13 protein-coding genes are annotated in these 14,413 nt (G+C 56.3%); 7 read left to right on the plus strand and 6 right to left on the minus strand.

Annotation, left to right across the window (positions count from 1 at the left end; all coding sequences use genetic code 11):
- Positions 1 to 206: 206 nt before the first annotated feature.
- Entirely contained in the window at positions 207 to 920 is a 714-nt protein-coding gene (gene deoD / locus ACR0BD_RS02820; protein WP_480695221.1) for a purine-nucleoside phosphorylase, read from the minus strand.
- A 313-nt stretch (positions 921 to 1,233) separates the two neighbouring features.
- Positions 1,234 to 3,294, minus strand: a complete 2,061-nt coding sequence (locus tag ACR0BD_RS02825) for a methylmalonyl-CoA mutase family protein (protein ID WP_480828761.1) — start codon at positions 3,292 to 3,294, stop codon at positions 1,234 to 1,236.
- A gap of 50 nt (positions 3,295 to 3,344) precedes the next feature.
- Here ACR0BD_RS02825 and ACR0BD_RS02830 point away from each other — a divergent pair, with 50 nt between their 5' ends.
- The 7 genes from ACR0BD_RS02830 (at position 3,345) to ACR0BD_RS02860 (ending at position 10,256) form a co-directional block, all read left to right on the plus strand.
- A complete protein-coding gene (locus tag ACR0BD_RS02830) occupies positions 3,345 to 4,709 on the plus strand; it encodes a 1-acyl-sn-glycerol-3-phosphate acyltransferase (RefSeq protein ID WP_480828762.1) in 1,365 nt (454 codons plus the stop codon).
- 137 nt (positions 4,710 to 4,846) lie between these two features.
- Complete coding sequence (gene ccrA / locus ACR0BD_RS02835) at positions 4,847 to 6,133, plus strand: crotonyl-CoA carboxylase/reductase (RefSeq protein ID WP_480695215.1); 1,287 nt, start codon at positions 4,847 to 4,849, stop codon at positions 6,131 to 6,133.
- A gap of 206 nt (positions 6,134 to 6,339) precedes the next feature.
- Entirely contained in the window at positions 6,340 to 6,558 is a 219-nt protein-coding gene (locus tag ACR0BD_RS02840; RefSeq protein ID WP_480695876.1) for a hypothetical protein, read from the plus strand.
- The gene (locus ACR0BD_RS02845) at positions 6,497 to 7,216 is read left to right on the plus strand and encodes a helix-turn-helix transcriptional regulator (RefSeq protein ID WP_480828764.1); all 720 of its coding nucleotides are present in this window, start codon (positions 6,497 to 6,499) and stop codon (positions 7,214 to 7,216) included. The genes ACR0BD_RS02840 and ACR0BD_RS02845 overlap by 62 nt, the downstream gene beginning before the upstream one ends.
- A gap of 83 nt (positions 7,217 to 7,299) precedes the next feature.
- The gene (locus ACR0BD_RS02850; protein WP_480828765.1) at positions 7,300 to 7,938 is read left to right on the plus strand and encodes an acyl-homoserine-lactone synthase; all 639 of its coding nucleotides are present in this window, start codon (positions 7,300 to 7,302) and stop codon (positions 7,936 to 7,938) included.
- A 60-nt stretch (positions 7,939 to 7,998) separates the two neighbouring features.
- Complete coding sequence (locus tag ACR0BD_RS02855) at positions 7,999 to 9,531, plus strand: ATP-dependent DNA helicase (RefSeq protein ID WP_480828766.1); 1,533 nt, start codon at positions 7,999 to 8,001, stop codon at positions 9,529 to 9,531.
- Positions 9,528 to 10,256, plus strand: coding sequence for an SDR family oxidoreductase (locus tag ACR0BD_RS02860; protein ID WP_480828767.1), 729 nt, complete (start codon positions 9,528 to 9,530; stop codon positions 10,254 to 10,256). Before ACR0BD_RS02855 ends, ACR0BD_RS02860 begins: the two co-directional genes overlap by 4 nt.
- 3 nt (positions 10,257 to 10,259) lie before the next feature.
- Here ACR0BD_RS02860 and ACR0BD_RS02865 read toward each other — a convergent pair whose 3' ends face one another.
- From ACR0BD_RS02865 to ACR0BD_RS02880, 4 genes are all read right to left on the minus strand, one after another.
- On the minus strand, positions 10,260 to 11,027 hold the full coding sequence (locus tag ACR0BD_RS02865; protein ID WP_480828768.1) for a TIGR02186 family protein: 768 nt from the start codon (positions 11,025 to 11,027) through the stop codon (positions 10,260 to 10,262).
- Between the two features lies 1 nt (position 11,028).
- Positions 11,029 to 11,949, minus strand: a complete 921-nt coding sequence (locus ACR0BD_RS02870) for a sulfite exporter TauE/SafE family protein (RefSeq protein WP_480695203.1) — start codon at positions 11,947 to 11,949, stop codon at positions 11,029 to 11,031.
- A 356-nt stretch (positions 11,950 to 12,305) separates the two neighbouring features.
- Positions 12,306 to 13,316, minus strand: coding sequence for an ABC transporter permease (locus ACR0BD_RS02875; protein ID WP_480695201.1), 1,011 nt, complete (start codon positions 13,314 to 13,316; stop codon positions 12,306 to 12,308).
- Positions 13,316 to 14,413, minus strand: coding sequence for an ABC transporter permease (locus tag ACR0BD_RS02880; protein ID WP_480828770.1), 1,098 nt, complete (start codon positions 14,411 to 14,413; stop codon positions 13,316 to 13,318). Before ACR0BD_RS02880 ends, ACR0BD_RS02875 begins: the two co-directional genes overlap by 1 nt.

A 14,413-nucleotide genomic window follows, 5' to 3' on the forward strand; every position in this document is an offset into this window, starting at 1 on the left:
TGCTTATTTTGGCCCTTGGGGTCTTTGCATACCTTTTATGGCGCTCGCGGACCACGTCGTTGACCCGCGACTGTCGCTGGCGCCAACACCGCAAAGAGGGCACTTGGGTCTGTGCCTTTTGCGGTGCGGAACAATCTGGCGATGATGCGCCTACCCAATGTTTGAAAAGCAGGCAGGGTTAAGGCGACCTCGGTGGCTTTGGACTGTTATTCGGCGTCGGGGAACGCCGCATGAAGCGCAATCTCAACCATCTCGCCAAAACTGCGCTCGCGCTCGGACGAGGGCAACGCCTCACCGGTGAGCAAATGGTCGGATACCGTGAGCACCGCGAGGGCCCGGCATTTGTGACGCGCGGCCAGAATATAGAGTTCTGCGGCCTCCATCTCAACGCCAAGAATACCGTGCCGAACCATTTGATCGTTCAGATCGGGCCGCTCATCATAGAAAACATCCGACGAGTATATTCCACCAATATGGGTTGGGGTGCCCTTGGTGGCTGCGGCGTCTGCCGCGGCCTGTAGCAAACCCCAATCGGCGCAGGGCGCAAAGTTCAGCTCTTTCATAATCCCACGAGAAGGTGTGCTGAGCGTGGTCGAGGTCATCGCCAGAATGACATCTCGAACGTTAACGCTGTCTTGCATGCCGCCGCATGAACCGATGCGGATCAGCGTTTTTGCACCGTAGTCGCGGATCAACTCGTTTACATAAATCGACAGTGATGGCATCCCCATCCCGCTGCCCTGAATCGTAACCGGATTTCCTTTCCAGGTGCCGGTATAGCCCAGCATTCCGCGGGTTTCGTTTACCAGTTTGACGTCTTCCAGAAAGGTCTCAGCCGCCCATTTCGCCCGGTAAGGGTCACCCGGCAGAAGTACGGTTTCAGCAATCTCACCTTTAGCGGCACCAATATGGATCGTCATTTTAAAGCTTTGTCCCCTTGGATTCAGGCCTAACGCCATTTTTACAGAGCCGGTTCAGCGCAAATTCAGACAGCACAGCAGAAGTGAAACGTATCTAAACCTGCGCAGCGGTGCAGCGATCGGGCATTTGTTGCGCCCCGTGTCGCTCCGCTTTGTGGTTGCAAATCGCTATGCTGACGATGATTCCCGTTGTTTTCCGGCCCACATAAGAAACTACGGCTTACTGGAAGAGTAGCCGTAGTTACAAGCTTAACGCGCAAATACCCCGTTTTATCGCTCGGATCAGATCAAAACCGAAAACGCCCTGCGCGCGCTATTCCGCGGCGAGGGTTTGGGGGTCAACCAAGGTGACGATGTCATCCATGATTGCGTTCAACTCAAAGTTCTTGGGTGTGTAGATTTCAGCGACGCCCATCGCCTTTAGTTTTGCGGCATCCTCGTCCGGGATAATGCCGCCGACAATTACCGGTACGTCTTCCAATCCGGCCTGCCGCAACCGTGCCATAACGTCTTCGACCAACGGAATATGGCTGCCCGACAGAATTGAAAGGCCGATGATATGGGCTTTGTCTTCCATCGCGGCGTTCACGATTTCTTCGGGGGTCAAGCGGATACCATCATAGGTAATGTCCATTCCGCAGTCGCGGGCGCGAAACGCGATTTGCTCGGCTCCGTTTGAATGCCCGTCCAGGCCGGGTTTTCCGACAAGGAATTTTAGCCGACGGCCCAGCCTGTCGCTAACGGCATCGACTGCCGCGCGAAGATCGTCCAACCCTTCGGTCTTGTTGGACACCGAGCCCGACACACCGGTCGGGCCGCGATACGTGCCGTAGGCCTTGCGCATTTCTTCGGCCCATTCACCGGTGGTGACACCTGCCTTGGCGGCGGCGATGGACGGAGCCATAACGTTTGCTCCGGTTCGCGCCGCGTCCCGCAGCGCAGCAAGCGCGCTGGCTACTGCCGCCTCGTCGCGATCGCCGCGCCATTCATTCAGGCGTGCGATCTGTTCTTGTTCAACGGCTGGGTCGACGACCATGATCCCGCCGTCTTCGGTTTGCAGTGGCGATGTTTCACCGTCGGTCCACTTGTTGACGCCAACCACGACAGTCTCGTTCCGTTCAATCCGGTTCAGCCGTTCTGCGTTTGAATCCACAAGGCGGGACTTCATGTACTCGATCGAGGCTACGGCACCTCCCATCGAGTCCAGATTGGCCAGCTCTGCGCGTGCGCCTTCTTTCAGTTCTTCGACCTTAGAGTCCACATTCGGGTTGCCATCGAACAGGTCGCCATATTCCAGAAGATCGGTCTCATAAGCCAGAATCTGCTGCATCCGCATCGACCATTGCTGATCCCAAGGGCGGGGTAGGCCGAGGGCCTCGTTCCAAGCAGGCAATTGAACGGCGCGCGCACGAGCCTTTTTGGACAAGGTTACGGCCAGCATCTCAATCAGGATGCGATAGACGTTGTTTTCGGGCTGTTGCTCGGTCAATCCAAGCGAGTTCACCTGAACGCCATAGCGAAAGCGGCGGAACTTGGGGTTTTCGACGCCGTAGCGGTCCAGCAGAATCTCATCCCATAGGTCGACGAAGGCGCGCATCTTGCACATCTCGGTGACAAAGCGGATGCCCGCGTTCACGAAGAACGAAATCCGGCCGCAAAGCGCAGGGAAATCCTCAGCAGGGACGCGCGGACGCAGCTCGTCCAGAACGGCAATCGCGGTGGCGAGCGCATATGCCAATTCCTGCTCGGGCGTGGCACCGGCTTCTTGCAGGTGATAGGAACATACGTTCATCGGGTTCCATTTGGGCACATGCGAATAACAATACTCAGCCACGTCCGCGATCATCTTCAGGGATGGCTTTGGCGGGCAAACATAGGTTCCGCGGCTCAGGTACTCTTTGATGAGATCATTCTGCACGGTGCCTTGCAGTTGTGAAATATCGGCACCCTGTTCTTCGGCAACCGCGATGTATAGCGCCAGCAACCATGGGGCTGTCGCATTGATCGTCATCGAGGTGTTCATCTGTTCCAGCGGAATCTGATCGAACAGGACCCGCATGTCGCCCAGATGGCTGATCGGTACGCCGACTTTTCCCACCTCGCCGCGCGCCAGCGTGTGGTCGCTGTCATACCCGGTCTGAGTCGGCAGGTCGAAGGCCACCGACAGGCCCGTTTGCCCCTTTGCGAGGTTCCCCCGGTACAATGCGTTTGACGCCTTGGCGGTGGAATGACCGGCGTAGGTTCGGATGAGCCAAGGGCGATCTTTCTGCATCTGCGTCATAAGGGGCCTCGTGTGCTTGACGGGTAAGAAAATTACTCTCAGAGGTTCTAAAGCGCAATTTTCGGGATATGTCAATTCGCTGCGTTGCGGCATATGGGTTTCTTGTGATTGTAGGACGCAGCGTTTGCTGGCAGGGTGCGCGCATGACTCAGACCGTGGAGCTTCCGCTTTGGCTTTTTTTGCTGATCCTGGTGTTCGCCGTGGTCACGTTGGCGTCTCATTTTTTGTTTCCGTCCGTGCGGTGGTTTTTCCGACGCAGGCTTGAACGGGCGGTTAAACGGCTGAACACACGTCTTCAGCGACCCATCCAGCCCTTCAAATTGGCCGAACGTCACGACATGATTCAGCGCTTGATTTATGATCCTCAGGTTAGTCACGCCGTACAGGATCATGCGCGCGAAGCGGGTGTGCCTGAGGCCGTCGCTTTCGAACAGGCGCGGCGTTACGCGCGTGAAATTGTGCCTTCCTTTTCTGCGGTCGCGTATTTCAGTTTTGCCATTCGAGCGGCCCGGGCTTTGAGCAACGCGTTTTATGATGTGCGGCTGACCTATCAGGATAATGACGCCGTAAAGAATATCGACCCTGACGCGACAGTGGTTTTTGTGATGAATCACCGCAGCAACATGGACTACGTTCTGGTGACGTATCTTGCCGCGCAGCAATCTGCGCTGTCTTATGCTGTGGGCGAATGGGCCAGGGTTTGGCCACTTAGCCGCCTGATCCGGGCGATGGGAGCTTACTTTATCCGCCGCCGGTCAGGAAGCGAGTTGTATCGTCAAGTGCTGTCTTGTTATGTTAGGCACGCGACCGAGGCTGGCGTGACACAGGCCATGTTTCCAGAGGGCGGCCTTAGCCTGACGGGGGCTTTGGGTCGGCCCAAACTTGGTTTGTTGAAATATATCGTCGACGGTACGCGACCGGACGGTAAGGACGTGGTGTTTGTGCCCGTCGCATTGAATTACGACCGTGTGCTGGAAGATACGATTCTGACCAAGGCAGCCCTTGGAAATCAACGGCGGTTCCACGCACGGATTGGTGTTATCACCGGATGGATACTTAAACAGATCGGCCGCCGACTGGTCGGGCGCTACAAACGCTTTGGTCTTGCCGCTGTGCGTTACGGTCGGCCTGTTTCGCTGCAACAGTTTCAGGCCGAGCACGGTGGTGATGTCGTTACCGATCTGGCCCGAGAGTTGATGTCGCGTATCAGGGGCGCGATTCCCGTACTTCCGATTCCAGCCGCGTGCTGGCTTGTTCGCGAGTGTGAAAGCCTGCCCGAAGACGAGGCGCGTCGCGTGATTGCGGATCTTATGCTACGCGACGGAAACTCCGCAGAACAGGCTCAGGCCTCGGTATCGGCGGCATTGGATCAATTAGTTGAACGTCGGATTTTACTGCGATCGGAGGGGAAAATAGCCCAGTCCGGCCAACGCGTTGACCTGTTGAACTACTATGCAGACTCTGTCGATTTGGATCGGGAAAGCTTGAATGCTGCGATAGCAAAGTAATTTTCTGCATCCGCTGGGTCATAAAATTACAAAATACATCCAAAATCTATTGCAATATTTCTCAATGCCCAATATCTCATCTGTTAATGCAAGCGATTCTGCATCGCGGCGAAAGCAATGAGATAAAGGAGGCCAATATGGCTCTGGACACCGAAAGCGGTATCGCGTCTTACGATGCGCCGGAAAAAGACCTCTATGAAATGGGTGAAATCCCTCCGATGGGATATGTGCCCAAGAAAATGTACGCCTGGGCGATCCGCAGGGAACGTCATGGCGAGCCGAATACGGCTATGCAGCTGGAAGTGGTCGATGTTCCCAAGCTCGACAGCCATGAGGTTCTGGTTCTGGTGATGGCCGCCGGCGTTAACTACAACGGTGTTTGGGCCTCGCTCGGTAAACCGATCAGCCCGTTTGATGGGCATGGTCAACCGTTTCACATCGCCGGTTCGGACGCATCGGGTATCGTTTGGGCCGTGGGTGACAAGGTAAAGCGCTGGAAAGTGGGTGATGAAGTTGTCATTCACTGCAATCAGGATGACGGCGATGACGAGGCTTGCAACGGCGGTGACCCGATGTATTCGGATAGCCAGCGCATCTGGGGTTATGAAACGCCCGATGGTTCATTTGCGCAGTTCACCAATGTTCAGGCGCAACAGCTGATGCCGCGCCCCAAGCACCTGACTTGGGAGGAAAGCGCCTGTTACACTCTGACGCTAGCCACCGCCTACCGGATGCTGTTCGGGCACGAGCCGCATGACCTGAAACCCGGCCAAAATGTTCTGGTCTGGGGCGCATCAGGAGGATTGGGCTCTTACGCTATTCAGTTGATCAACACCGCTGGTGCGAATGCGATCGGGGTTATCTCTGACGAAAGCAAACGTGACTTTGTGATGGGTCTGGGCGCCAAGGGTGTTCTGAACCGCAAGGATTTCAATTGCTGGGGTCAGCTGCCTACAGTCAACACACCCGAATATGCCGAGTGGTTCAAAGAGGCCCGTAAATTCGGCAAGGCCATTTGGGACATCACCGGTAAGGGCGTGAATGTCGATATGGTATTCGAACACCCCGGTGAAAGCACGTTCCCGGTCTCGACCTTCGTGGTGAAAAAGGGCGGCATGGTTGTGATCTGCGCGGGTACTACAGGCTACAACCTGACATTCGACGTGCGTTACATGTGGATGCATCAAAAGCGCCTGCAAGGTTCGCACTTTGCGCACCTGAAACAAGCTTCGGCTGCGAACCAATTGATGGTTGAACGCCGCCTTGATCCCTGCATGTCCGAAGTCTTTACATGGCAGGACCTGCCTGAGGCGCACATGAAAATGATGCGCAACGAACATAAGCCGGGGAATATGTCGGTTCTGGTTCAGGCACCGCGCACCGGTATGCGCACCCTCGAAGAGGTCCTTGACGCGGGCAGGTAACCCGTCAAACAAACATCAGAGACACCCGCGAACCGCGCAACCGGTTCGCGGGTGGTTCCTTTTTCACGCTAGGAGCAGAATTACCAAAGGCTTGGAAATTGCTGCCCCGCTATTTTTGGGGAGTAGAAATCGGTGAATAGGCTAAAAAACACTGTACATGTTATGGTTGTGTTAACCCTTCGTTAACCGTTTCGGAGAGACTTTGGATGGCGCAAAATGAGTGGATACTGGACGTTTTGTCGGACCTCAACGCCTTCGCGGTTGAGAACGGTTTGACCGCGCTTGCTGAACAGCTTGATGACACCAAGCTGATCGCAGCGGCCGAGATTGCGTCCATGAAGAACGAGGCACGAGCGCCTGCGAATGGGAACGCAAATCGATTTGAGCCAGGTCCTGGAGGACTTGGAAAGCACCAGCACGCTTGACGAGCTGGGTGATGTTGCAGTTCGACTGCGTGATCGGCTGAAGGTACAGCATCTGATTTACCATTGGGTTGATGGTGCTGGCGATCAGTACGGGTATACGACCTATCCGGATGCGTGGGCCGAAAGGTATCTTGAACGCAACTATCACCGGATTGATCCTGTGATCCTGGGCTGTTTTCAACGGTTCCATCCTGTCGACTGGAAAGCGCTGGACTGGTCAGGAAAAGTCGCGAAGAACTTTCTTCAGGACGCGTTAGAGCATGGGGTCGGGAACCAAGGTTATTCGATTCCGATCCGTGGTCCGAACGGGCAGTTCGCTTTGTTTACCGTAAACCACTCCTGCAGCGATGAAGTGTGGAAGGCTTTCATCGACAGCCATGGGCGCGAGCTGATCCTGATCGCGCATTTCTTTAATCGCAAAGCGTTAGAATTTGAAAGCAACCGTCAACCGGATGCACCCCGCGGATTGTCTCCGCGCGAGGTCGATGCGATGACGTTACTTGCGCTGGGATACAGCCGCGCGCAGGTGGCACATTCACTGTCGATCTCTGAACATACCTTACGGGTCTATATCGAAAGCGCGCGCGCCAAGCTTGGGGCGCTGAACACCACGCATGCCATCGCAACTGCGCTCAGCCGGGGATTAATAGTCGTTTAACGACCGAGCGCCCCTCGAACCGGAAATTAACCACGGCTTTGTACCCCCTTCGTTCCTGCACAGGACGACAAGGGGAAAAAGTCATGTTGCGCTATTTGTTTGCCGACGAATTACACAAGTTTCCAAATCTGGCGGACGGGATGTTTCGGGACCGGGCAGATCAGTTCAAGACCCGGCTGGGTTGGGACGTTCATGTTAACGACAAGGGTGAAGAGCGGGATCAATACGATGACCTGAACCCGCTCTATGTAATCTGGGAAGAAGAGGATGGCAGCCATGGTGGTTCCATGCGCGTCCTTCCGACAACCGGCCCGGTTATGGTCAACGAAGTGTTTGGGCATCTCACGGGTGGCAAACCGGTTCACAGCCCTCTGATTTGGGAAGTGACACGGTTTTGTCTGTCGCGAACAGCCAGCCCTCGTACGGCCGGGGCGATTATGTTGAGCGGCGGAGAGATCATGGAGGGTTTTGGCCTGACCCATATCGCCGGTGTCTTTGACGCGCGAATGATCCGTATTTACCGTCTGATTGGATCATCGCCGGTTGTCCTTGGTTCGGAAGGTGAAGGGCGCGATCAGATCTCGGTCGGTTTGTGGCCCTATTCTTCAGAAGACTGTAACCGCGTCGCCGAACGCGCAGGCATCCCTCGCGAGCTGTCGCGTCTTTGGTTTAAAACAGCTTTTGGCACCGGGCGGCAGCATCGTTTTGCGATGTCAGCCTGAAAGGCGGAAAACCCAAATCCACATCTGGCGATAGGCTGCGCGGCCCTGTAGGGTCGCGCCATGTCTTTGACCCCCGTAACCTTTTCCGATGACCAGGCTGCCGCCTACGACAACATCTCAGAGATGTTGAAATCAGCAGGCGTAGACCTGGATGATGACGCTTTGCTGAAATTGCCGGGCAACGGAAAATCCGGTGTCATGGCCGTTATTGGCAAGGCCGGGTCAGGCAAAACGCTGTTGTTGGCCGAGCTTTACAAAGCCCTTGCTGAAACAGGTGTACAAGTTGTCTCGGGTGATTTCGAAAGCCGAAAAGCCCGTGATAAGCGTAGTCTCGCTATTCTTGCCCCAACCAACAAGGCCGCCAGCGTATTGCGGCTGCGAGGGGTGCCTGCAACAACGATTCACCGTATCCTTTATACGCCGGTCTATGACCCGGAATATGAACGGATCGCAGAATGGCTGGCGGGAAATGACGAGCGACCCGAGATCGAAGGCCTGACCGATGAAGCGCTGGACCGGGCGGCCGCGTTTTATGAAAACAACAAGTCGATACCGGGCGCGTTGGCCGCGGCAGGACTGCGGGGATCTGACTTTATCACAGGTTGGAAACGCCGGGATGAGCCTTTGGATATTGGCTTTGTCGACGAGGCATCCATGCTGGACGACAGGCAATTCGAGGATCTTCAGGAAATTTTCCCTACTCTGCTTCTGTTTGGCGATCCTGCGCAGTTGGCGCCGGTCAACCAATCGGGCAGCATGGTTTTTGACGGTTTGCCCGAGCCACGAAAACAAATCCTGCAGCGCGTGCACAGGCAGACAGCAGACAATCCGATTCTGGATCTGGCGCATGCGCTTGCCGACCCTGCGCTTGGGTTTGAGGATTTCGAACGCATGGTCGAGCAGACCGCGCTAAAGGATGACCGGGTTATATGGGGACAGCGGGTCGAAGTTGACCTAATGGCCCGCAGCCCGGTTCTGGTCTGGCGAAACGCCACGCGAATCCGATTGATACAGGCGTTCAGACATGTGCACGGGGCACCTGATACCGAATTGTTGGAAGGTGAGCCGCTGATTTGCGATGGGATCGAGCTTCCGTTGAAACACCGCAAAAAGCGACTGGACCTCGAGGCGCGGGGGCTCATCAAGGGGGCTCAGGTCATCTATCTTGGGCCGGGTCGAAAGCCCGGGTTTTCTCGATTACATGTGACGGGCGCGGAAGACCCTCAGGTCAGCGCGGCTTCGATCGTGAAAATTGAAATGCCCGACGAGGAAGAGCCATTTATTCCCTACGCAGCGCGGATGGGGGCGACGTTTTTGCATGGCGCGGCGGTCACGATACACAAGGCCCAAGGGTCGCAATGGGATACTGTGCAGGTCTTTGCACCCGACATTTACGCGGCCGCGCGCATGGGGCGGACCGAAGCGGGTCAACCCTTGTGGAAGCGCCTTGCCTATGTTGCCATAACTCGGGCGCAAGAACGGTTAATATGGGTCGTGCGCAATCGCCTGGCCAAGCCAACCCATCCCTTGCGCGTCGATGATTTGCGTGCGGCCCCGGCAGCGGCCCTGACATTGGAAGCGGAAGAAACATGAAAACCATTATCGTGACAGGAGCCAGCTCTGGTATCGGTCGATCCACGGCCGAGCTGTTCTTGGCCGAAGGCTGGACCGTGGGCTTGATCGCACGCAGTGTCGAGGCATTGGATGCAATGGCGTCTGAGAACGCAAATGCAGTCTCTCTGCCAGCAGATGTCACCGACCCCGATGCTGTGTCGAAGGCGTTTCAGCTATTTCAGGACGAGACCGGTCACTTGGACGTCCTGTTCAACAACGCAGGTATTTTTGCACCCGGCGGCACCATTGATGAGATCGCCCTTGAAGACTGGTACCAAAGCGTCAACGTCAACCTGAACGGCATGTTCTTATGTGCACGTGAGGCGTTTCGCATCATGCGCCATCAGCACCCTCAGGGTGGGCGCATCATAAATAACGGATCAATTGCGGCCCATGTACCGCGCCCGAATTCCACTCATTATTCCGCCACCAAACATGCGGTGACCGGTCTGACCCGCAGCCTTTCACTGGACGGGCGTGCGTTCGGGATCGCCTGTGGTCAGATTGATATCGGAAACGCGCGCACGCAGATGGTGCAGGATCTTACTGATGCAACCATTGCGTCCGGCCAACAACCCGACCCCACCATGGCGGTCGAGGATGCAGCGCGATCCGTTCTGCACATGGCGTCGTTACCGCCCGAGGCGAATGTGCAGTTTATGACGGTGATGGCGACGACAATGCCTTATATCGGGCGCGGGTAACGATCAGTTCTCACGCAAAAGCCGGAACGCCGTCGACGCGCCCCAACCCGCCGCAATGGCGATGACAAGGGACATAAGCCCGTACCACACCGGTTGTTCTCGGGACATATTGTACAAGAAACGCTCTAGCCCGACCTTTCGGACATCGATTACCGTTTCAAAGCGAGATACGACCTCGCCCCCGCGGGTCAGGAAAATGCGCGCGACATACTCCCCTTCGGTCAAGTCTGCAGGCATCGCGATAGAGGTTCGAAACAGGGTTTGTTCATCGACGGCGACGGTGTCTTCACGGATGGAATACAAGCCCTCGTCCTCGCGGATGCGCACAACGGCGTCGGCAAAGTCCTGAGCGCTGCGAATGTGCATGGCGGCGCCTACTGAACGGATCGCGCGTTCTATAGAAACCCGATAACGCAGGTCTTCGGTATCGGTCAGAATATCGTCAAGCGGTGCGCTGGTCGCAACGGCATAAAAGCTGGGAGCCAGATCAACCAGCACGCTATCGGTATTCACCCATATCCCAAGTTTGCGTTCCTTACGGCGCACTGTCACGGGGCCGGACGGGCCGGCGACGGCAACAATGACTTCGAGTGGCGGGCCCGACGGGATCGGCGTTTCGCGTTTGACCGCGCCAAAGATAAGGATTTCAGAGCCATCAAAATTGGCTGTGATCGCGACACGATCCTGGCTGAGCCCCAGAACAACCTGTTCCTCTTGCGCTGACACAGCCGAGCAGAACAGGACCAGAAACAGGGCAAGACGCAACAGCATGTCAGTGCCCCCCTTCCGTGCCCAGTGAATAGAGCTCGGACGGTTCAAGCAAAAGGTCCAACGCCAGCTTGCCACACACTACAAGAACGAGGGCCGCCAGCAGTACGCGCAATTGCTCGGCTGGCATGCGAGCTCCGATGACGGTTCCGATCTGAGCACCAATGACGCCACCAACCAGCAGCAACACAGCCAGCACGATATCGACCGTATAGTTGGTGGTCGCGTGCAGCATCGTTGTGAAGGCGGTGACGAAGATAATCTGGAATAGCGATGTTCCGACGACCACTTTCGTGGGCATTCCCAACAGGTAGATCATTGCCGGAACCATGATGAAGCCACCCCCGACGCCCATGATTGCCGAAAGGACACCAACGCACAGCCCGACCAATACCGGTGGGATAACGGATATATACAAGCCCGACGTCCGGAACCGCATTTTGAAAGGCATTGCATGAACCCACCCGCGTTGGCGGCGCGGGGCAGGGGCCGTGCCGCCTTTCTTGGATTTTCGCAGCGCGTTCAGGCTTTCAATGAACATAAGGCTGCCGACAACCCCGAGGAAGACGACATAGCAAAGCGTCACCAACAGATCGACCTGGCCTAGGCTTTTGAGGTAATTGAATACCACCACGCCAAGAGCCGCCCCCATCAGGCCTCCGGTCAGCAGCACCGTTCCCATCTTTAGATCAACGGTTTTTCGTCGGAAATGGGCCAGAACACCTGAAAAAGATGAGGCCACGATCTGGTTTGCCTCGGTCGCAACTGCAACGGCCGGCGGGATGCCAATGAAAAACAGCAACGGGGTCATCAGGAACCCGCCACCGACACCGAACATGCCGGATAAGATGCCAACCATGCCGCCCAGCCCCAGAAGCAGAAAGGCGTTTACGGAGACTTCGGCAATTGGAAGGTAAATCTGCATGACGCACTAACTAATAAGTCCAGATGCATCGCGCAATGTGACACGAGCTTCTCTGGAAGACCGGGTTAAGCTTGAATATGCCGCACCTGCAAACGACGGGTTCGACGGTCGCCAGACATCCGCAAACTCACCGTAACGGCGCGTCGGATGACTGGGCACTGAATGTTTCCCAAAACTCTGTAATCTCGCGGTCAAACCACGGGTCATTGCACCCGTCACCCCGGTGGCTCGTTTTCCGAGGTCAGTTATCACAGGAAACACACGCATACCTCTTTAGAGCCTTTGCGGCATGCAAAATCAACTCTGCATGCCGCCCTGCAGCAAACAGGACTGAACTGAGTTCCAAACTGGACCTATCAGCGCTCCTTTACATAGGGTTCGCCACCAGCGCGCGGTGGAATCGCCTTGCCGACAAACCCGGCCAGGATAACAACCGTCAGGATATAGGGCAGGGCGTCCATGACCTGTACGGGAATGACGATTCCGCCCAGATCGATGTTCTGAAACCGCAGTGCTATGGCTTGTAGCAGTCCGAACAAAAGGCAGGCACCCATCGCATGCCACGGCCGCCACTTAGCAAAGATCAGGGCGGCCAGCGCGATAAAGCCACGCCCAGCCGTCATCTCTTTTACAAAACCAGCCTGCAGGGCGGTGGCTAGGTAAGCGCCCGCGATACCGCAAAGCACACCGCAAATAGCCACAGCGGCAAAGCGCAATCCAACGACAGAAACCCCGGCGGTATCAACCGCAGCCGGGTTTTCACCCACAGCGCGCAACCGCAAACCAAATCGGGTGCGATAGAGGATCCACCACGTCGCGGGCACCATCAGGAATGCGAAGTACACAAGGACTGAGTGTCCGGACAAGAGCTCGGAATAGATGAGTTCAAAGAAATTCGCGTCAGACATCAGCTCTGAAACGGATTCCCCGGTTCGCTCGGCATCGTCGGGACCGATTGCAAACGGGAATTCGGTCGGTTCAAACCTGCCGCCTCCTACCAATGAGGGGGTGCGACCGCCTTGTTGGAACCAGCTTTGCGCTATTAGCACTGTCAAACCAGACGCCAGAAAGTTAATAGCAACGCCTGAGATAAGTTGGTTGCCGCGGAACGTGATCGAGGCCAGACCATGCAGGCCGGACAGGACCAAAGACGCGGCTGTACCTGCCAACAAGCCCAACCAAACGGATCCTGTTACCGCCGCCACAGCAGCAGAGAAAAAGGCAGACATCAGCATCTTGCCTTCAAGCCCAATGTCAAAAATCCCGGCCCGTTCGGAATATAGCCCGGCGAGACAGGCCAATAGCAGCGGCGTCGCAAGGCGGATCGTCGAGTCGAGCACCTGAACGAGGGTAATGAAGAATTCCATTACTGTGCTCCTCCTTTGCGGAGGCTCAGGAACACTTTCTCAAGCGGCATCCGAACCATGTTGTCCAGTGCTCCGGTGAACAGAATGACCAGAGCCTGAATGACTACAATCAGCTCGCGCGGGATTGACGTCCACAATGCCAATTCTGCACCGCCCTGATACAGGAACCCGAACAAAATCGCGGCCAGAAATACACCAAACGGGTGCGATCGCCCCATCAGGGCTACGGCGATTCCGATAAAGCCAGCGCCCTCGGTCGAGTTGAGAACCAACCGCTCTGCTTCGCCCATCACATTGTTGATGGCCATCAGGCCCGCCAGCGCGCCCGAGATCAGCATCGCAATAATGGTGATGCGAACTGGTGAGATCCCCGCATAGACCGCGCCTGTTTCCGAATGTCCGTAGGCGCGGATTTCATAGCCTAATCGTGTACGCCAGATCAAAGCCCAGACGACAACGCAGGCAAGCAGGGCAACAAAGAACGAGATATTTGCTGGCGCACCCCGGAACATCACGTTTTCTGCGGTCGAGAACATCGACTGGAAGGTCGGCAGATGCACTGACTCGGGGAAACGCGCGGTCGCAGGGTCTTGCGAGCCTTGCGGGCGCATCACGTTAACCAACATATAGTTAAGAAACGCGGCCGCGATGAAGTTGAACATGATGGTAGTGATCACGATATGGCTGCCGCGTTTGGCCTGCAAATAGGCCGGAATCGCAGCCCAGAGGGCCCCAAACAGCATCGACCCAAGGCAGGCGGCCAGCAGGGCGATGCTCCAATGCGGCCAGTCGATATAGAGGCAGACCATAGCAACACCAAGCCCGCCCAGCATGGCCTGGCCTTCGCCACCGATGTTGAACAGGCGCGCGTGAAACGCCACCGCCACTGCGAGACCGGTGAACATGAAATTGGTCGCGTAATAGAGCGTATAGCCCCACCCATAAGTCGACCCCAACGCGCCGGTGACCATCAGGTTCACGGCCTCGACTGGGTTTTCGCCGATCGCAAGAATGACAAGTGCCGACAGGATTGCTGCCAGGATCAGACTGATCAGCGGGATCAGAACGACGTCGGCCCATTTGGGCATTTTTTCCAT

It is taken from the genome of Ruegeria sp. G5 (assembly GCF_056533365.1).